This window comes from Nocardia sp. NPDC004568 (genome assembly GCF_040609955.1).
In the GTDB taxonomy this organism is placed as follows: domain Bacteria; phylum Actinomycetota; class Actinomycetes; order Mycobacteriales; family Mycobacteriaceae; genus Nocardia.
In genome coordinates this window covers 1-18,074 of record NZ_JBEXLL010000043.1, presented here as the reverse complement: position 1 = coordinate 18,074, position 18,074 = coordinate 1, and the positions used below count along the sequence as shown (strand labels likewise).

Below are 18,074 nucleotides of genomic sequence, written 5' to 3'. Positions count from 1 at the left end.
TGTCAGAGAGCGCGGCCGAGGAGCAGCTTCCACGGCATCAGCGCCGATTCCAACTGCACCTTCAGGCTCATCTTCGATGCCCCGAGGGTCCGCTCCTCGAACCGGATGGGTACCTCGGCGATACCGATGCCCTGCTTCTTGGCCCGGTAGTTCATCTCCACCTGGAAGGAGTAGCCGTTGCTGCGGATGGTGCCGACCTCGATAGCGCGCAGCGTATCCGCTTCCCACGCCTTGAAACCGGCGGTGGCGTCCCTGATGCCCAGCCGCAGGATGGCATTGACGTAGAAGTTGGCCCACGCCGAGAGCGCCTTGCGGTACCACTTCCATTCCGCCGCGGTGGAACCGCCGGGCACATAGCGGGACCCGAGCACGACCCCCGTACCCGGCCGGTTCAGCTCCTCCAGCATGGCGGGGATCACCTCGGCGGGATGGGACAGGTCGGCATCCATCTGGATCACCACGTCCGCGCCCTCCTCGAGGGCACGGGTGATTCCGGCGATGTAGGCCCGGCCCAGCCCGTCCTTCTCCGTGCGGTGCAGTACCGACACGACGTCGGGCAGATCCGCGGCCAGCTTCTCCGCCACCTCCCCGGTACCGTCCGGAGAGTTGTCGTCGACTACCAGTACGTGCAGTTCGGGCACGGGTAGCGCGGTCAACCGCTCCACCGCTACCGGCAGATTGTCCCGCTCGTTGTAGGTCGGCACAACAACGGTAACCCTCAAGGGTCGCCCTCCCTGCTCACCTGGTCTCGCCCACGGCCGGGTACAACAGGCCGCGAGCGTCGCTACGTATTACCCGTGAACGGTAGCCCAACCGCCCACCCGGGAGTTCAGCGCACCGGTGATAGCGGCGCTGAGCGGGGCCATCAGGAGTTCCGCGACCGATCAGTCGCCATCGCGATAGGCCCGGTCCGCCGCGTCCTGTGTGGCATTGCGCTGCCGCACGATCTCGAGCGCGCGTTCGGCCGTGGCCTGATCCGGGTAGGGTCCCATGCGGTCCCGGAACCAGCACTGACGACCGCGCTCGGCGCGCTGATGTTTCAAGCAGTAATACCACCGTTCGGCCATGGTCACAGCATTCCACCCGGCGCGGGTCCGAAACAGCAGAAACCTCCCGATCGCGATGATCGGGAGGTTGATGTGGCCAGGGCCGGGATCGAACCGGCGACCTTTCGCTTTTCAGGCGAACGCTCGTACCAACTGAGCTACCTGGCCGCAGGCACCCGGAACGAATGCCATCCGATGGAAGCCGGATTTCTCCGGCATCCACTGGCGACCCTGACGGGACTCGAACCCGCGACCTCCGCCGTGACAGGGCGGCGCGCTAACCAACTGCGCCACAGGGCCTTGCTGTGTGCCACCTATTCGCATAGGTGGTACCCCCTACGGGATTCGAACCCGCGCTACCGCCTTGAAAGGGCGGCGTCCTAGGCCGCTAGACGAAGGGGGCTCGTCCCGGATCTCTCCGGACCGGCTTTCAACGGCTGTCCGTTGGGAGCTCGCATAGCTTATGACAGGGTGCGCACAATTCCCAAATCCGCTGGTCAAGCTGGCGAGGCCAACTCTTCCAGGCGTGCGCTCGCCCGCCACCCCGACCGGCCGAACTCCGCCACCCACGCCGGGGTACAGGTGGCCTGGACGAGGACCTCCAGCGACTCCTGGAACCGGGTGCGCAGATCCGGCTCGCCGCTGAGGACGTCGACCATATAGCGCTGACCGATCAGCGCGCCGGCGAGGGTCCGGGTGAAGCGGTCGGGGTCGGTGTCCGGACGCAGCTGCCCTTGGTCGATCGCCGCGACGGTCAGATCACGGATGGCCGCGGAGAGCATCGGACAACCGCCGTGGCCCTGCCGGTGGAAGCCGGGATCGATGACGAGCCGGAATTCGGCCTGCACGATTATGTCGTGCTCGAGCCGCAGCGCGAGCTCGTCGAAGACGCCGTGCAGAATGTCGAGCGGGCCCAGCTCCGTGCGGACGAGCCAGCGATCGATGGTGAGGCGGTATCGCTCGATCGCCGAATCGAGAACGGCCCGCGCCAGATCTTCCTTCGAATCGAAATGGAAGTACATGGCGCCCTTGGTCGCCCGCGATCCTTCCAAAATGCGGTTGAGCGAAGCCGCGGCATAGCCGCTCTTCCCGAACTCAACGGCGGCGGACCGGATAATTGCTGCCCGTGTCCGACGGGCCCGCTCTTGCTGCCGTGCCATGCTCGAAACGCCTCCGAAGCCTTGTGCAATCCGCGGGATTTCCACCCACGGAATGCTCGCGACCGTTCATCCGCCTTTGACGAGCGGGCCGACGCCGCGAACTTATCCTGTTGTATGCCGACCTGCGGTCGGTTTATTGACCTGTACCGAACCTTTGGTACGAAACCCAGCCCGCAGAAGAAACACACCGGCTGGTATAATTCGATGGCCCGGGTGCGCCGCAGGGGGTGCGCATCCGGGCATTCCGTTACGCCGTTCCTCGTCCCCCATACGCCTCCCGCAGCGCTGTCCCGAGTGACACCCCGAATTCGCTGATTGGTCACGGTACCCGGGATCTCGTACCGGCATGCGGAAAACCGATGCAGCGGGCTACCATTCGGCCGTCCGGATTCGGCGGCCCGGAGACCGACGGCACCGTACGAATGGCCGAGCGAATCCTTCGGTATCGCAGGACGTTCGCCCACTCGGGCCGGTCCGGGACCGGTACTCAGCCGGCCGCTCCGATCACCGGATGGATACCGCCCCGCTCGTGCGCACCACCGCGAGCACAACACTCCGGAAAACCGGTTCCCGGACCCCACATCTGCGAGAAATCTACCTTTACCGATCCAAAGGCATTGGTATCCAACATATTTGGATCGTATCGTGCTACCCGTTGTATCAACAATGCCGCAGGTACCGTGATACCGAACTCATGGGTATGGTTTCCGACTCGCCGACCCCACGGAACGGCCCCGACCTCCCCCGCCACCCCCGCGAACCGTCGCGCGCCCGGGCCACGTGAGACCGGGCCCCGCCTCCCCAGTGACGGAAAGCACCAGCATAGCCACCCGATTACGAGAAACGCGGGCTCGGCCAGTACACTTGCGCCCGCGCCCCTATAGCTCAGTTGGTAGAGCTACGGACTTTTAATCCGCAGGTCCCAGGTTCGAGCCCTGGTGGGGGCACACCTCGGGCGCCCGGCCACCGGCCGGGCGCCCATCGCATTTCCCACCGCCGGGCGGCTCTCCTGTGAGTTGAACCAACCTCGGCCCGGCGCTGCTGTGACCGAGCCGACCGGCGCGGACTCCTGTCGAGCCGCCCGGCCGGGCAGACCCACGGTCACGATGAACAGCCTGATCAGCGCAGGAACTTCTGCTCGCGGACCCGCTCGTGTGCTATTTCCCACGGCGGCTAACGCAATCGGGACACCTGGCGATACGCCCATGACTGCGGATCCGGCCATACACTCGGGTGTGACCCCGGGCATGGGCACCTGCGCCAACGTGCACTCTTTCTCGGTCGGATGCGTTTCGCATCACACCTACGGTGCCGTAAGGTATGGCCGCATCGGGAACGGTCTACATCAGGTGACCCGCACGAACGCAACATATGAAGGGCTTGATTACATGGCAAGGGATCTGACTCAACTCGAGCTGCTCACAGAGTTGGAGCCGGTTGCCGAGCAGAACGTCAACCGGCACCTCTCCCTGGCAAAAGAGTGGCATCCGCACGACTACGTCCCCTGGGACGAGGGTCGCAACTTCGCTGCACTCGGCGGAGAGGACTGGGACCCCGACCAATCCAAGCTCAACGAGGTCGCCAAGGCGGCCATGATCACCAACCTGCTCACCGAAGACAATCTGCCTTCCTACCACCGGGAAATCGCCGAGAACTTCTCCCAGGACGGCGCGTGGGGAACCTGGGTCGGCCGCTGGACCGCCGAGGAGAACCGGCACGGGATCGTCATGCGCGACTACCTGGTCGTGACGCGCGGCGTCGACCCGGTGGCACTGGAGCAGGCGCGCATGGTTCATATGACCAACGGGTTCGCCTCGCCCGCCGAGGCCGACGCCGGCTTCTTGCATTCGGTGGCCTACGTGACCTTCCAGGAGCTGGCCACGCGTGTCTCCCACCGCAATACCGGCAAGGTCTGCGACGATGCCATCGCCGACCGCATGCTGCAGCGCATCGCCGCCGACGAGAACCTGCACATGATCTTCTACCGCAATATGTGCGGGGCGGCGCTGGACCTGTGCCCGGACCAGGCGCTGGACGCCATCACCCTGATTCTGGAGAATTTCCAGATGCCCGGCGCGGGTATGCCGAATTTCCGGCGCAACGGTGTGCTGATGGCCAAGCACGGTATCTACGATCTGCGCCAGCACCTCGAAGAGGTCGTCCAGCCGGTACTGAAGAAGTGGAACATCTTCGGCCGTACCGACTTCAGCGCGCGCGGTGAGCAGACGCGGGAACGGCTCGCCGAATTCCTGGACAGGCTGTCCAAGGACGTCGTGAAGTTCGAGGAACAGCGCGACCGGATGCTCGCCCGCGAGGCCGCCAAGCGGGAGAAGGCCTTCGCCACGGTGAACGGCTGAGCCGTCCGCCACAGGGAACACAACGACCGAGACCGCCGGTGACACCGGCGGTCTCGGTGTTTTTTGCCCCGCCTGCGGCGGGGCGGGTCGGGGCCCTGTGACCCGGGGCGCTCGGTGTCATCGGGTCGGTGGGTGGCCGGCCGCGAATATCACTTCACCGGCAGGGCACCGTCCACACCGCCCACATCCGTGACCTGATAGCCGGAATTCTGGTCGACCGTGACCGTGTAGGTGACCGTGGTCTGCGTACCGTCGGGATTCTGGGCGTTGTTCGAGGTCACGTTCACGAAGACGTTCACTTTGTAGACCCCGTCCCGTTCGGACATGACCTTCGCGGTGATGGGGGTGGCGGTGGAGGTCCACTGCAGGGGCACCAGGATCTGTTCCAGTTTCGGCGCGGTGTCGTCGAACTTGCCGGCCAGCTGAGGGGTGGTGTTCTTCTTCAGGGCCGCGATCCAGGCATCGAGATCCTGGTAATTCACCGTGGCCGCACCCACCGCGTACTCGGTGGCCAGTTGTTCGGCGTGGCTGTCGGCCGCGGCGCGCTCGTCGCGATCGGCCAGTTCACCTCGTGCGGTGAAATACAGCACGGCGAAGACGATCGCCGCTACGGCGAGCACCGCGACGAGCGCGCCACGGACCAGGGTGGAAACCTGGATGGACACCGTGCCGGGTCGGGATTCGGCCGTGGCCGGCTCCGCGGGAACGGCGGGTTCGCCCGCGCCACCGGCGGTCCCCTCCGGGTCGCGACCGGCGTGGTCGGTGTTCTCGGCCATGGATGTCGTCCTCTTTCGATTGTTCCCGATCGGGGCGGCGGTCCCGGCGGTGTATCCAGCGGAAATCGGGCGGCCGGCGGATCCGGCGTTCACGAGGCTAGCGCCCGGTCCGGCCGAACCGGCAGCTACCCCGCGCGCCCGCCGCGGGGGATCACCGCCGCCGCGAAAAGGGGCTCCGGTGGCGCACCGGCGCGCGGTGAGGCACCCGACAGTGACCGGGCCCGGCGGCTCGAGGGAAAATAGAACACTGTGCAAACACAGCTGGAGCAGGAGACACGTCTGCGGATCGGCCCCTACCCGGTCGATCCGCCGGTCGTCCTCGCGCCGATGGCCGGCATCACCAACCTGGCCTTCCGCAAGCTCTGCCGGGAATTCGGCAGCCCGACCGCGATCTACGTCTGCGAGATGATCACCGCGCGCGCGGTAGTGGAGCGCAACGAGAAAACGCTGCACATGATGTCGTTCGACGAGGGCGAATCGCCGCGGTCGATGCAGCTCTACGGTGTGGACCCGGCCACCCTCGGCGAAGCCGTCCGGATCATCGTCGGCGAGGGCTGGGCCGATCACATCGATATGAACCTCGGCTGCCCGGTACCCAAGGTGACCCGGCTCGGCGGCGGTGCCGCCCTGCCCTACAAGCGCAACCTGTTCGCCCGGATCGTCCGGGAGATGGTCCGGGCCGCCGAACCGGCCGGTGTGCCGGTGACCATGAAATTCCGCATCGGGATCGACGACGAGCATCGGACCTACCTCGATACCGGCCGCATCGCCGAGAGCGAGGGCGCGGCGGCGGTCGCCCTGCATGCGCGCACCGCGGCGCAGCGCTATTCCGGAACCGCCGACTGGTCGGCCATCGCACGCCTGAAAGAAGCGGTCACCACGATTCCGGTGCTCGGCAACGGCGATATCTTCAGCGCCGCCGACGCGGTGGCGATGATGGCGCAGACCGGCTGCGACGGGGTCGTGGTGGGACGCGGCTGCCTGGGCCGGCCCTGGCTGTTCGGAGAACTCGGTGCCGCCCTGCGAGGCGAGCCCGCGCCGGTGCCACCCACCCTCGGTGAGGTCGGCGCGATCCTGACACGCCATGCCGGTCTGCTCGCCGAACACCACGGTGAAGACAAAGGCATGCGTGACCTGCGCAAACATATGGCCTGGTATTTCATGGGCTTCCCGCTCGGCGCTGAGCTGCGGCGTAGTTTCGCGACCGTGTCCTCGCTGGCCGAACTCGACGCGCTCGTCGACCAGCTGGATCCCACCGTCCCGTTCCCGCAGGATGCCGAAGGACCGCGGGGCCGGCAGGGTTCACCGGGTAAGGTCGCGCTTCCGCACGGCTGGCTGGACGATCCCGAGGACGGGACCGTCCCGGCCGCGGCCGATGTGATGCACAGCGGCGGCTGAATACCTGTAGCGAGCAACCGGCCTATTCGACACGCCGATTCGACACGCCGGGAAACTGTCGTATGCGCGTGCAAACATAACTGCGGGCAACTTTCCAGCATTTACCGCTTTTGCTGCCCTCTCGTAATGTCCGAGTGGCTCTCAGTGGCGAAATCGTTATCATTGCGGAATCCCGCGCAGCCTTTCGAGCACGGTTGCGTCGGCAGCGAGTTGCGGAAAAGCGAGGTTCATTGGTGGGTGACGATCGGCACGGGCGATCATCAGGGCCCGGAGGTCGCGCACCGTGGGAGCGGTATCCCACGGGAGAGTCCCCCGAAATGGACGGCGCGAGAGGTTCCCGGCGGCCACGGCAGCCGGAGACGCCCGCCAACCCAGGACCGCTGACGGTCCAGGATCTGGTCGACCGGGTGGACAGTGAGCGGGCGGTCGGGCGTCGCGAGGGCGAGGCGCCACGCCACGGGGCGCCCGCGGGGCCGCCTCCGGAACGGCCCGCGCGCCCGGCGGGTCAGGGACCGCGGCCGAATACCGAACAACGGCCCCGCCCCGAGCAACCCGGTCCCGAAGGTCCACCCGCGGGACGACCGAACCGCCCACCGACGCCGCCCGCCCGGGGCGCCGCTCCCGGGCCCGGGCGGCCACCCACCGGCTCGTCGCCCGCCGCCCAGCCGCCGGGTCCGGCGGACCGCCAGCCCGCCGGCCCCGGTCCGCGACGGCCCGCTCCCCCGCATCCCCCCGCCGCCCGGAACCAGCCGCCCGCGCCGCCGCAGCGGCCCGCCGCGGATCAGCCCGCGCCGAGCCGCCCGCCCGGCCGGCCCGCCGGAGAGCAGCCCCCCGGCCCCAATGCGAACCGTCCGGCGACCGGCAACCGGGCGGCGGTACCGCCGCCGGCCAAGCCCGCACCGGATCCGTCGAAGCGCCCGCCGACCGGACAGCGTCCCGCCGCGGCCCCGGTCGAATCCGCGGACCCGACCACCGCGGTTCCGCAGCAATCCGACCCCACCCGGGGCACGCCTCGGCCGGGTAGCGAACCGGCTCCCCAACGCTCTCGGCAATCTTCTGGCACACCTCGCCGCGGAAAGGGCGCGAAGGCAGCCGCCGAACCGCCCGAAATGGTCACCGATGTACTCGATCCGCTCGACGAGAGCGATTCCCGGATCAGCGGCCGGACCGATACCGCCGGGTGGCCCACATCGGAACCGGCCGGCCCGGAAACCGTCGGTAAACCGAAACGACGGCACACCCCCGAGAGCCGGCGCAGCAGGCGGGCCCGGCTGGCGGGCCGCGCCACCGTGGCCTTCTTCTCCGTGCTGGCGCTGCTGATCACCGGCGGCGGCTGGAGTTATCTGCGCGCCACCAACAACAGCTTCACCCAGGTCTCGGCGCTCTCCGAGAACGACGACGATGTCATCGACGCCAACGCCCAGCTCGGCGACGAGAACTACCTGATCGTCGGCACCGACACCCGGGCGGGCGCCAACGGCGATATCGGCGCCGGCACGGTGGAGGACGCCGAGGGCGCTCGTGCGGACACCACGATGCTGGTGCACATCCCACAGAACCGTCAGCGTGTGGTGATCGTCTCGTTCCCGCGCGATCTGGACGTGACGCGCCCCGAGTGCAACGGCTGGGACAACCAGAAGCCCGGCTACACCGAAGAGGTCTTCGATTCGGCCATGGGCGACAAGCTCAATGCCGTCTACGCCCTGGGTGGCCCGCGCTGCCTGTTGTCCACCATCCAACGGTTGACCGGCAGCACCATCAACCACTTCATCGGGATCGACTTCGCCGGTTTCGAGCAGATGGTGGACAAGGTCGGCGGTGTCGAGGTATGCGTCTCCAAACCGCTCGAGGACGGGGTGCTCGGCACGGTCATCCCGGAGGCCGGCCGGCACCGGGTGAACGGAAACACCGCCCTGAACTACGTCCGGGCCCGGCACGTCTACGGCGAAGAGCGCAGTGACTACGACCGGATCAACCGCCAGCAGAAGTTCCTCGCCGCGCTTCTGCGCGGGGCCCTCTCCGGGCGGGTGCTCCTGGATCCCGGCAAATTGAACGGCTTCATCCAGGCATTCACGAAGGCGACCTTCGTCGACAATGTCCAGCCCAATGACCTGCTCATGCTGGGTCGATCGCTACAGGACCTGGAAAGCGGCGCGGTCACCTTCCTGACCGTCCCCACCGCGGGCACCACCTCCTACGGCAACGAGATTCCCCGCACCTCCGATATCCAGGCGATCTTCCGCGCCATCCGCGACGATCAGCCGCTGCCCGGCGAGAAGACCGCCCCCGCTCCGCCGCCCACCTCGGCGGCCCCGGTCCCGCCGTCGCTCACCGCGGTGGATCCCAGCACGCTGTCACTGCTGGTATCCAACGGTTCGGGTATCTCGGGTCTGGCCAATCAGACGGCCAGCCAGCTGGCGAATGTCGGTTTCAACATCTACAACACCGGCAACTACACCGAGGGCTCCACGGAGACCAAGGTCCGCTACTCCACCGGTCACGAGGCCGAAGCGGCGACCGTGGCAAGCGCCGTTCCGGGAGCCACCGTCGAACTCGACGAGTCACTGGACAGCATTGTCGAACTGGTACTGGGTGAGGATTTCCAGCAGACCGTGAACGAGCCGACCCCGGTCGGCAGTCCCATCACCGATGTGGCGGCCGCCAGCACCGCCCCGGCCGAGTTGCCCACCGACCTCGAACACGTGAACGCCGGCGACGACCCCTGCGCCGCCTGACCAGACGGTTCCGGAGGCCGGGGTCACCGGGTTGTTCACCCGCTGTTGGTGACGTAGTCAGCGCATCGAACTAGTCTTTCGTTTCATGCGTGTCATCTACAACGAGCAAATGGCCGACCTCGCCCACCTGTTGGGCGAGATGGCCGGTATCGCCGGTTCGGCCATGGATCGCGCCACGCAGGCTCTGCTCCAGGCCGATCTGTCGCTGGCCGAACAGGTCATCGGCGAGGGTGACCGGATCGCCGAGATGATCGCCGACGCCGAGGAGAAGTCGTTCGCGCTGCTGGCCCTGCAGGCTCCGGTCGCGGGTGACCTCCGGCAGGTGGTCAGCGCGATCCAGATCGTCAACGACGTCAACCGGATGGGCACCCTGGCGCTGCATGTGGCCAAGGTGGCCCGTCGGCGGCACCCGAACCACGCCCTTCCCGAGGCGGTCAACGGCTATTTCGCCGAAATGGGCCGGATCGCGGTCAGTATGGGTAACGCCGCTCAGGAGGTACTCGACACCCGGGATCCCGAGCGCGCGGCCCAGCTGAACCAGGACGACGAGGCGATGGACGATCTGCACCGTCACCTGTTCACCCTGCTGATGGATCGCGAATGGAAGTACGGGGTGGCTTCGGCCGTCGATGTGACGCTGCTGGGCCGCTACTACGAGCGTTTCGCCGACCACGCGGTCGAGATCGGCCGCCGGGTGATCTTCCTGGTGACGGGCGAACTGCCCCCGGATACCGATACCGAGAACTGAGCCGTACCAGCCCACCGGTACGAGTGAACTGTGGCCCGAAGAATTCTTCTTCGGGCCACAGTTCTTCTTCGGACTCGTACTTCCGCGGGGCTCGCCACGATCTGGACAGCGAACCGGAGCCGGCGAGTGGGCGATGCAGGGGACGGCGCGGAAGCAGGGCGCGCATGGCCCGCAGGTTCCGGCAGGATCTCCGGTGTTCCAGCACCGGGAGCAAAATGCCCGCACCGAAAGGGCACGGGCATTCTCGGATTCGCCGGGTCAGCCGAAGCGGCCCGAGATGTAGTCCTCGGTGGCCTTCTCGCCCGGGTTGGAGAAGATCTTCTCGGTATCGTCGATTTCGACGAGCCGGCCCGGCTTGCCCTGGGCCTCCAGGTTGAAGAATCCGGTCTTGTCGCTCACCCGCGCCGCCTGCTGCATGTTGTGGGTGACGATGACGATCGTGTATTCCTTCTTCAGTTCGGTGATCAGGTCCTCGATCGCCAGCGTGGAGATCGGGTCCAGGGCCGAACAGGGCTCGTCCATCAGCAGCACATCCGGGGACACCGCGATGGCGCGCGCGATGCACAGACGCTGCTGCTGACCACCGGAAAGACCGCCACCGGGCTTGTCCAAGCGGTCCTTCACCTCGTTCCACAGGTTCGCGCCGCGCAGCGAACGCTCGGCGACCTCGTCCAGTTCGCCTTTGTTGCGCACACCCTGCAGTTTGAGGCCGGCCACCACATTGTCGCGAATAGACATGGTGGGGAAGGGGTTCGGCCGCTGGAACACCATGCCGATGGTGCGGCGCACGCCGACCGGGTCCACGTGCGAGGCGTAGATGTCCTCGCCGTCGAGCATGACCGAACCCGAGACGCTGGCGTTCGGGGTCACCTCGTGCATGCGGTTCAGCGACCGCAGCACAGTGGACTTACCGCAACCGGACGGGCCGATGAAGGCGGTCACACTGCGCGGCAAGACGTCGAGTGCCACATCGGCCACGGCGTGGAATTTGCCGTAGAAGATGTTCAGGTCTTTGATGTCGATCCGCTTGGCCATCTGTTTTCCGTTTCCGCCCTTATCGGTTCCGCGTGAGGAGCTTGTTGACAGCCGCGGCCGCCAGGTAGAGCACCGCGATCATGAGGATCAGCGTCAGCGCGGCACCCCACACCCGCTGCCGGCCCGCGTCCTCGGCGCTCTTCAGTTCCTGGAAGATCAGCAGCGGCAGTGAGGCCATATTGCCGTCGAAGATGTTCATATTGATCGCCTTGCTGTACCCGACCAGCACCAGCACCGGCGCCGTCTCGCCCATCACCCGCGCCAGGGCGAGCAGGATGCCGGAGATCATGCCGGGCAGGGCGGTCGGGATGACGATCCGCACGATCGTCTTCCACTTCGGGATACCGAGCGCGTAAGAGGCTTCTCGCAGCTCGTCCGGGACGAGTTTGAGCATTTCCTCGGTATTGCGCACGACCACCGGGAGCATCAGCAGCACCAGGGCCAGCGCCACGGCGAACGAGCTCTGCGGGAAACCCAGGGTCGCGATCCACAGTGCGAAGATGAACAGCGCCGCGACGATGGAGGGGACGCCGGCGAGGATGTCGAGCATGAAGGTGGTCACCTTGGCGAACCGGCCGGTGCCGTATTCGATCAGATAGACCGCCGCCATGATGCCGAGCGGAACGGCGATGACCGCGGCCACCGCGGACTGGACGATGGTGCCGTAGATGGCGTGGTACACACCGCCGCCGGTCTGATCCGGCAGCACACCCTTCTGCGAGTTCTGCCACCACTCGAGCGACATGATGACGCCGATGCCATTGCTGACCACCATCCACAGCACCCAGCCCAGCGGGATGAGGGCGATGAGGAAGCACAGCGCGAACACCGCGGTCGCGATGTTGTTCTTGATCTTGCGGGCCGTGCTCACATCCCGGAAGGTCGGCGCCTTGATCGGCTTGTCGAGGCCGGTCGTGGTGGTGGTCATCAGCCGTTCACCTTTCCGCCTGCCGCGAGCCGGGCCAGCGCGTTCACCACGAAGGTCAACGCGAACAGCACGAAGCCCGCCGCGATATAGGCGCCGGTCGGCAGTGGCGCGCTGAATTCGGCCGCGGCCGACGCGATCTTGGACGCGAAGGTGAAGCCGCCGTCGAACAGCGACCAGGTGCCCGGGGTCGACGAGATCTTCAGGATGAGCAGGACCGCGATGGTCTCACCGAGCGCGCGCCCCAGACCGAGCATGGACCCGGCGATCACACCGCTGCGGCCGTAGGGCAGGACGGTCATCCGCACGACCTCCCATTTGGTCGCGCCGAGGGCCTGGGCGGCCTCGATATGCGCCCGCGGGGTCAGGGCGAAGACCTCACGCGAGACCGAGGTGATGATCGGCAGGATCATCACCGCCAGCACCACGCCGGCGGTGAAGAGGGTGCCGCCACCGTCGATGGAGACATTGCCGTCGGAGAACAGGAAGAACCAGCCGAGGTTCTCGTTGAGGAACTCCTGGACCGGCTTCAGATACTCCGCCAGCACCAGCAGGCCCCACAGGCCGTAGACGATCGAGGGCACCGCGGCCAGCAGATCGGTCAGCATGGAGAACGGGCGGGCGAGCCGCTTCGGCGCGTAGCGAGTAAGGAACAGCGCGATGCCGACACCGATCGGCACCGCGATGACCAGCGCGAACGCGGAGCTCAACACCGTCACCATGAACAGGTCACGGATACCGAAGCGGAGATTGTCCGCGTCACCGGTGTTGAACTCCGCGCTGGTGAAGAAGTTCACCTCGTCAGCCCGCAGCGATGGCACCGCACGAATCAGCAGGAACAGTGCGATCAGCGCGATGGAGGCCACGATGATCGCCGCGGCGGTGGTCGCCAGCGATTTGAACACCAACTCGGCCCGCCTGCCGTGACCGCGACTTTCACCGCCCAGCGGCGGCTTGCTCGGATGGCTCGACATCGATGCGGGGACTCCTGCCTTCGGCAGGCCCGTCGCGCTGGACGAGCCTGCCGAGGCTACCTCTGGGTTGACTGTCATATTCGCGCTATCAGGAGATGGCGTTGATCGCCGTGGTCAGCTTGGTCTTGAACTCGTCCGGGATCGGCACGTAACCGTTGTCCGCCAGCCCGTCCTGGCCGTTGGTGACGGCGGAGGTCAGGAATGCCTTGACAGCGGTCGCGGTCGCCCCGTCGGCGTACTTCGAGCACACGATCTCATAGGTCGGCAGGATGATCGGGTAGGCGCCGGTCTCGGTGGGCTTGTAGAAGGACGAGGTGTCGAGCACCAGGTCGTTGCTCTCGCCCTTGATCTTCACGCCGTTGATCGCCTTACCGGCGGTCTCGGAGGTCAGCTCGACCGGTTCGGGACCGGCGGAGGTGATGATCCGGGCCACGGACAGGTTCTGCGATTTGGCGAACGACCACTCGTTGTAGGAGATGGAGTTCTTGGTGTTCTTCACCGCGGCCGAGGTGCCCTCGTTGCCCTGGGTGCCCTCACCGACGCCGCCGTTGAAGACCTTGCCGGCGCCCTTGCCCCACGCGCCCTCGGACGCGGAGTCCAAGTAGAGCTGCAGGTTGTCGGTGGTGCCGGACTCGTCGGATCGGTAGACGACCTTGATCGGCTCGGCGGGCAGCTGCTTGCCCTCGTTGAGCGCCTCGATCTCCGGGGCATTCCAGGTCTTGACGGTGCCGTTGAAGATCTTGGCCACGGTCGGGCCGTCGAGCGCCAGGTCGGTGACGCCGTCGATGTTGTAGGTGATGGCGATCGGGCCGAATACGGTCGGCAGGTTCCACGCGGGGGAAGCGCAACGCTCGGCGGCCGCGGCGGGCTCGCCCTTCTTCTCGCTGAGCGGGGAGTCGCTACCGGCGAAATCGGTCTGGCCGCCGAGGAATTCCTTGACGCCCGCGCCGGAACCGCTCGAGGTGTAGTTGAGGGTCTGGCCGTCGCAGTTGGTCTCGAAGGCGGCGGTGAAACGCTCGACGGCGTTCTTCTGCGCCGAGGAACCGCTGGCCTTGAGGGCCTCCTTGCCACCACAGGCGACGTCGGCGTTGGCCTCGACACCGGTCGAGGAGGCATTGTCGTCGCTGCCGCAGGCGGCCAGCGGCAGGGTCACGGCCGCGATCACACCGACGAGGGCGCTGCTGCGCTTGAACTTCACTCCAGTCCTCCGGATACGTGCTACTCGCCCGGTCCCTCACCGGCCCGGGCGCGTGTGGTGGTGCGGCCGTTCGCGAAGAACTCGCACACCAGGCGGCCCACTGCCGCCCAGAATCAAACTAGGGCGCGTCGGTAGACAACTGGACCAGGGCGAGTGAACGGAAGGTGAACAGGGCGGCGCGAACACGTCCGTTATGTGTGATGTTTGCCGCGCCGTTACTCCGCACATACCGCAATGCGACATTCCCACCCCTGGAAGTAAGGGTCGCACACCGTGCGGTAACCGCCCGGTTCCCGCGTCTCAGCCCGGTATCGAGTAGGCGATATCGATATGCGCCGGGGCGAAACCCAGCCCGCGATAGGTGCGGACCGCGGCCGTGTTGTCCGCCTCGGTGTACAGCAGCGCCTCGCCCAGGCCCGCGTCGCGGAGATGACGCAGGCCGATCAGCGTGAGCAGCCGGCCCAGTCCACGGCCCTGGGCGGCCGGATCGATTCCGACCACGTACACCTCACCGGCCGGCGGCTCCTCGTCACGGTGGACCTTGGTCCAGTGGAACCCGAGCAATCGTTGCGGCCGCTGCGCGTCGAAGGCCAGGAAGAGTCCGGCCGGATCGAACCACGATTCGGCGCGGCGTTCCTCCAGTTCACGGGCGGACCAGCCGCCCTGCTCAGGATGCCAATCGAAGGCGGCGTTGTTGACCCGCAGCAGCTCCGCGTCGTCGGCCGGGCCGTGATAGGTGCGGACCACCAGCCCGTCGGGCACCTCGACAACCGGTAGCTCAGGGGTTGCCAACGGCCGCCGCATCTGCCAGAGCTCCCGCACGGCCGACAAGCCCAACCGGCGCGCCACCGCCTCCGCGGCGGACAGTTTCCCGTGCGCCCAGATCCGGGCTCCCGGCCCGCCGGCGGCCAGCGCGGCCGCCACCAGATCGCCGCCGATCCCGCGATTCCGCCATCCCGGGGCCACCGCCGCCTCCGCCATGGCGGGGTGCTCGCCGTGCGCCGGAGTCAGACTCGCGTACCCGGCCACCTCGTCTCCCGCCACGGCCAGCAGGTGGCGGGCCGGCGATTCCCGGCGCAGGCCCAGCCGGACCTGTTCGGAAACCGGGGCGACGCCGTCGGTGACCGCCGCGGCGTCGAGCAGCGCGCGCACCCTGTCGGCATGGGCAGCGGAGGGAAGCTCGTGCCACTGCAGCTCGTACTCACCCATATCGGCCGGACTCACTGGGCCGTGCCGTTGACCGGTGCCATCGAATCCTCTTCGGTCTCGTCCCTGTCGCCGCCGGCGGCCCGGGCGTCGGAATCGTTCTTGTTGTTCGAACGAGCGGGCCGCACCGCCTTGTACCCGACATTGCGCACGGTGCCGATCAGCGATTCGTATTCACTGCCCAGTTTCGCCCGCAACCGCCGGACGTGCACATCGACGGTCCGGGTACCGCCGAAGAAGTCGTAACCCCATACCTCCTGCAGCAGCTGAGCCCGGGTGAAGACCCGGCCGGCGTGCAGTGCGAGATACTTCAGCAGCTCGAATTCCTTGTAGGTGAGGTCGAGCGGACGGCCGCGCAGCCGCGCGGTGTAGGTGCCCTCGTCGATCACCAGCTCACCCAGGGTGATCTTCCCGGAGTTCTCCGGACTGGCCGAACCGCCGGTCCGGCCGACGAGCAGGCGGAGCCGGGCGTCCAGCTCCGCGGGCCCGGTACTGGGCAGGAGGATATCGTCGAGACCCCAATCGGCGTTCACCGCGACCAGCCCGCCCTCGGTGAGCACGGCGACCACGGGGACCGACGACCCCGTACTGCCGAGCAGCCGGCACAGCCCGCGGGCGGCCGCCAGATCCGAGCGCGCGTCCACCAGCGCGATATCGGCGGTACCCGCCTCCAGCAACGACGCCACCTCGGTGGGCGCGGGCCGCACATTGTGCGCGAGCAGCGACAGCGAGGGCAGAACCGATTCGGGGTCGGGGTCGGAGGTCAGCAGGAGCAGCTCCACAAGCACTCCTCCCATCTCGTAGCTACGCGAAAGCCAGCTTCGTCGCCGTCGCCACGTTGCTCATCCATATTCAATCGCTGCAAGATTAGCGCGTCGAGCTGTGTTTATTCGCGTCGCCCGCAGCGCCGCGGGTCACGCCGCCCGCCCGGAGCAGCGGAAGCCGAGTGCGGCCGGTGCGCCCCGACCAGCCCCGACCAGGCTCACATCCGGGTGCGTGCGCGACCGTCACCGATCCATGGACGGTCGGCCGGCGCTCCCGGAACCCGGACCGGACGGACCGTCGACGCGCGGACCAGAGATATCGCCCCGGGCGCGTCCACTAGGGTGCATGCCATGCGGAAGCTGATCATCGGACTGCTGTGCCTGGCGGGGCTGGCAGTGGTCGTCGATTTCGGTGCGGCCGCATACTCGGAGTACCGCGTCTCGCGGTCGCTGAAGGTGGGCGCCGATCTCAGTGCCGACCCCGAGGTCACCTTCCACGGCTTCCCCTTCCTGCGGCAGGCGTTCGACGGCCGCTACGACAATATCGAGATCAAGGCCGACAGTGTCCGGCCCGATATTCCCGGTGAGATCGGCCTCGAGGCCACCCTGCTGGGCATGAACCTCCCGCTGGGCGATCTGGTCGACGGACGGGTGCGCAATGTGCCGGTGGATCGGGTCGATGTCCGGATGCGGGTCGCGCCCACCGAACTGGGCCGCCTGTTCGGTATCCCAGATCTCGAGGTCCATTCCCGCCCGGCGGACAAATCCGACGGCACCGGCGGCTCGGGCGGCTCCGGGATGACAACGGCGGGCGCGCTGGTACTGACCGGGACGCTGCCCTCGGCGCCGAGCGGGCAGCAGGGCGCGAGTTTCGCCGGGGAACGGGTGAGCGTCGCGGCCGATCTCCTGCTCGACGGCGACCAGGTGCGGATCGTGGCCACCGGCCTCTACTCGGAGGAGATCTCGCCCGTCCCCTCCGAACCGGTCGTCGACGACGCGGACATCCCGGCAGTGCTGGCGATGTTCACCCGTACCATCGATACGAAGGAACTGCCGTTCGGTATCCGACCCACCGAGGTGACCGCCCTGGGCGGCCATATCGTGGTCGAGGGCCGGGGCACGGATGTGACGATCGATTTGAACAGATTGCGGCGCCCATGATCGAGATCACCATTCTGGCGGTAATGCTGCTGGCGGGGCTGGCCGTCGGCCTGTACCTGCGCCGGCGTGAGGGCGCGGTGCGCTCGGCGCCGGTCACCCTGGACCGCGACACCGGCGCGCGCGAGGACCTGCTCGTCGCCGCGGGTGTGACCGGTGCGGGGCCCGCGGTACTGCATTTCTCCGCCGAGTGGTGCGGCCCCTGTGCGGCGGTACGCCGGGTCGTCGCCGACGCCACCGGCGATCTGGCCGATTCCCCGCAGCCACCGCGCGATATCGAGATCGATATCGACGCCGATCCGGCGCTGGCCAGGGCCCTCAACGTGCTGTCGCTGCCGACCACCTTCGTTTTCGACGCCGAGGGCCGGGAGCGGTTCCGGATCTCCGGCGTGCCCAAGACCAGTGACCTGCGCAGTGCGCTCGGCCCACTGACGGCCGGGTCGGCTGCCGGCTGAGCTGTATCTATTTGCGCGCCTCCGGCGCGCGGGTCGGGGCCCTGTGACCCCGATTCTTCCCTCCTCCGCTCAGTCGCTGCGCAGATCGGCGCCGGCGGGGCCGAATAGGAATCGGGGCCCCGCCCCCGAGGGGGTGCCG

16 protein-coding genes and 4 tRNA genes are annotated in these 18,074 nt (G+C 67.4%); 7 read left to right on the top strand and 13 right to left on the bottom strand.

Translation table 11 applies throughout. The features are described from left to right. Positions 1-2: 2 nt before the first annotated feature. The 6 genes from ABZV91_RS19590 to ABZV91_RS19565 all read right to left on the bottom strand — a co-directional run bounded on the left by ABZV91_RS19590 (position 3) and on the right by ABZV91_RS19565 (position 2,206). Positions 3-722 carry a polyprenol monophosphomannose synthase gene (locus ABZV91_RS19590; RefSeq protein ID WP_355243426.1) on the bottom strand — a complete coding sequence of 240 codons (720 nt, stop codon included), beginning with the start codon at positions 720-722 and terminating at the stop codon, positions 3-5. Positions 723-884: 162 nt separating this feature from the next. Then, positions 885-1,067 carry a hypothetical protein gene (locus ABZV91_RS19585; RefSeq protein WP_355243423.1) on the bottom strand — a complete coding sequence of 61 codons (183 nt, stop codon included), beginning with the start codon at positions 1,065-1,067 and terminating at the stop codon, positions 885-887. Positions 1,068-1,140: 73 nt separating this feature from the next. Then, a tRNA-Phe gene (locus tag ABZV91_RS19580) sits at positions 1,141-1,214 on the bottom strand. Positions 1,215-1,269: 55 nt separating this feature from the next. Further along, positions 1,270-1,346: transfer RNA gene (locus tag ABZV91_RS19575), tRNA-Asp, on the bottom strand. Positions 1,347-1,373: 27 nt separating this feature from the next. Next, positions 1,374-1,449, bottom strand: a tRNA-Glu gene (locus ABZV91_RS19570). Positions 1,450-1,543: 94 nt separating this feature from the next. Further along, the gene (locus ABZV91_RS19565; RefSeq protein WP_355243420.1) at positions 1,544-2,206 is read right to left on the bottom strand and encodes a TetR family transcriptional regulator; all 663 of its coding nucleotides are present in this window, start codon (positions 2,204-2,206) and stop codon (positions 1,544-1,546) included. An 874-nt stretch (positions 2,207-3,080) separates the two neighbouring features. On the opposite strand from ABZV91_RS19565, the gene ABZV91_RS19560 reads away from it, so the two are divergent. After that, positions 3,081-3,153: transfer RNA gene (locus ABZV91_RS19560), tRNA-Lys, on the top strand. 441 nt (positions 3,154-3,594) lie between these two features. Then, entirely contained in the window at positions 3,595-4,563 is a 969-nt protein-coding gene (locus tag ABZV91_RS19555) for an acyl-ACP desaturase (RefSeq protein ID WP_355243417.1), read from the top strand. A 149-nt stretch (positions 4,564-4,712) separates the two neighbouring features. Here ABZV91_RS19555 and ABZV91_RS19550 read toward each other — a convergent pair whose 3' ends face one another. Then, the gene (locus ABZV91_RS19550) at positions 4,713-5,339 is read right to left on the bottom strand and encodes a hypothetical protein (RefSeq protein WP_355243414.1); all 627 of its coding nucleotides are present in this window, start codon (positions 5,337-5,339) and stop codon (positions 4,713-4,715) included. A gap of 249 nt (positions 5,340-5,588) precedes the next feature. On the opposite strand from ABZV91_RS19550, the gene dusB reads away from it, so the two are divergent. The 3 genes from dusB (at position 5,589) to phoU (ending at position 10,220) form a co-directional block, all read left to right on the top strand. Further along, on the top strand, positions 5,589-6,737 hold the full coding sequence (gene dusB / locus ABZV91_RS19545; RefSeq protein WP_355243411.1) for a tRNA dihydrouridine synthase DusB: 1,149 nt from the start codon (positions 5,589-5,591) through the stop codon (positions 6,735-6,737). Positions 6,738-7,846: 1,109 nt separating this feature from the next. After that, the gene (locus ABZV91_RS19540; protein WP_355243408.1) at positions 7,847-9,472 is read left to right on the top strand and encodes an LCP family protein; all 1,626 of its coding nucleotides are present in this window, start codon (positions 7,847-7,849) and stop codon (positions 9,470-9,472) included. Between the two features lie 85 nt (positions 9,473-9,557). Further along, complete coding sequence (phoU, locus tag ABZV91_RS19535; protein WP_355243405.1) at positions 9,558-10,220, top strand: phosphate signaling complex protein PhoU; 663 nt, start codon at positions 9,558-9,560, stop codon at positions 10,218-10,220. A 258-nt stretch (positions 10,221-10,478) separates the two neighbouring features. Here the strand turns inward: phoU and pstB are convergent, their stop codons facing one another. The 6 genes from pstB to ABZV91_RS19505 form a co-directional block, all read right to left on the bottom strand. Then, complete coding sequence (gene pstB, locus ABZV91_RS19530) at positions 10,479-11,255, bottom strand: phosphate ABC transporter ATP-binding protein PstB (protein ID WP_355243402.1); 777 nt, start codon at positions 11,253-11,255, stop codon at positions 10,479-10,481. A gap of 19 nt (positions 11,256-11,274) precedes the next feature. Beyond that, a complete protein-coding gene (gene pstA / locus ABZV91_RS19525) occupies positions 11,275-12,183 on the bottom strand; it encodes a phosphate ABC transporter permease PstA (protein WP_355243399.1) in 909 nt (302 codons plus the stop codon). Then, the gene (pstC, locus tag ABZV91_RS19520; RefSeq protein WP_355243396.1) at positions 12,183-13,154 is read right to left on the bottom strand and encodes a phosphate ABC transporter permease subunit PstC; all 972 of its coding nucleotides are present in this window, start codon (positions 13,152-13,154) and stop codon (positions 12,183-12,185) included. Before pstC ends, pstA begins: the two co-directional genes overlap by 1 nt. Before the next feature lie 88 nt (positions 13,155-13,242). Next, positions 13,243-14,352: a phosphate ABC transporter substrate-binding protein PstS gene (gene pstS, locus ABZV91_RS19515; RefSeq protein ID WP_355243393.1), complete on the bottom strand. Its 1,110-nt coding sequence runs from the start codon at positions 14,350-14,352 to the stop codon at positions 13,243-13,245. A 300-nt stretch (positions 14,353-14,652) separates the two neighbouring features. Then, positions 14,653-15,561, bottom strand: coding sequence for a mycothiol synthase (mshD, locus tag ABZV91_RS19510; protein ID WP_355243390.1), 909 nt, complete (start codon positions 15,559-15,561; stop codon positions 14,653-14,655). An 11-nt stretch (positions 15,562-15,572) separates the two neighbouring features. Further along, on the bottom strand, positions 15,573-16,340 hold the full coding sequence (locus ABZV91_RS19505; RefSeq protein WP_355243388.1) for a response regulator transcription factor: 768 nt from the start codon (positions 16,338-16,340) through the stop codon (positions 15,573-15,575). A gap of 333 nt (positions 16,341-16,673) precedes the next feature. On the opposite strand from ABZV91_RS19505, the gene ABZV91_RS19500 reads away from it, so the two are divergent. Both ABZV91_RS19500 and ABZV91_RS19495 read left to right on the top strand, forming a co-directional pair. Beyond that, positions 16,674-17,483 (top strand): LmeA family phospholipid-binding protein, encoded by an 810-nt coding sequence (locus ABZV91_RS19500; RefSeq protein ID WP_355243385.1) that lies wholly within the window; start codon positions 16,674-16,676, stop codon positions 17,481-17,483. Continuing rightward, a complete protein-coding gene (locus tag ABZV91_RS19495) occupies positions 17,480-17,935 on the top strand; it encodes a thioredoxin family protein (RefSeq protein ID WP_355243382.1) in 456 nt (151 codons plus the stop codon). Before ABZV91_RS19500 ends, ABZV91_RS19495 begins: the two co-directional genes overlap by 4 nt. The last annotated feature ends 139 nt before the right edge of the window (positions 17,936-18,074 follow it).

Excerpts from the sequence above, each read along its gene's own strand:
- pstB (WP_355243402.1), bottom strand. The coding sequence starts at position 11,255 with ATGGCCAAGCGGATCGACATCAAAGACCTGAACATCTTCTACGGCAAA.
- mshD (WP_355243390.1), bottom strand. The coding sequence starts at position 15,561 with ATGGGTGAGTACGAGCTGCAGTGGCACGAGCTTCCCTCCGCTGCCCAT.
- ABZV91_RS19500 (WP_355243385.1), top strand. The coding sequence starts at position 16,674 with ATGCGGAAGCTGATCATCGGACTGCTGTGCCTGGCGGGGCTGGCAGTG.
- ABZV91_RS19565 (WP_355243420.1), bottom strand. The coding sequence starts at position 2,206 with ATGGCACGGCAGCAAGAGCGGGCCCGTCGGACACGGGCAGCAATTATC.
- ABZV91_RS19550 (WP_355243414.1), bottom strand. The coding sequence starts at position 5,339 with ATGGCCGAGAACACCGACCACGCCGGTCGCGACCCGGAGGGGACCGCC.
- ABZV91_RS19540 (WP_355243408.1), top strand. The coding sequence starts at position 7,847 with ATGGTCACCGATGTACTCGATCCGCTCGACGAGAGCGATTCCCGGATC.
- ABZV91_RS19585 (WP_355243423.1), bottom strand. The coding sequence starts at position 1,067 with ATGGCCGAACGGTGGTATTACTGCTTGAAACATCAGCGCGCCGAGCGC.
- pstA (WP_355243399.1), bottom strand. The coding sequence starts at position 12,183 with ATGACCACCACCACGACCGGCCTCGACAAGCCGATCAAGGCGCCGACC.
- ABZV91_RS19495 (WP_355243382.1), top strand. The coding sequence starts at position 17,480 with ATGATCGAGATCACCATTCTGGCGGTAATGCTGCTGGCGGGGCTGGCC.
- phoU (WP_355243405.1), top strand. The coding sequence starts at position 9,558 with ATGCGTGTCATCTACAACGAGCAAATGGCCGACCTCGCCCACCTGTTG.
- pstC (WP_355243396.1), bottom strand. The coding sequence starts at position 13,154 with ATGTCGAGCCATCCGAGCAAGCCGCCGCTGGGCGGTGAAAGTCGCGGT.
- ABZV91_RS19555 (WP_355243417.1), top strand. The coding sequence starts at position 3,595 with ATGGCAAGGGATCTGACTCAACTCGAGCTGCTCACAGAGTTGGAGCCG.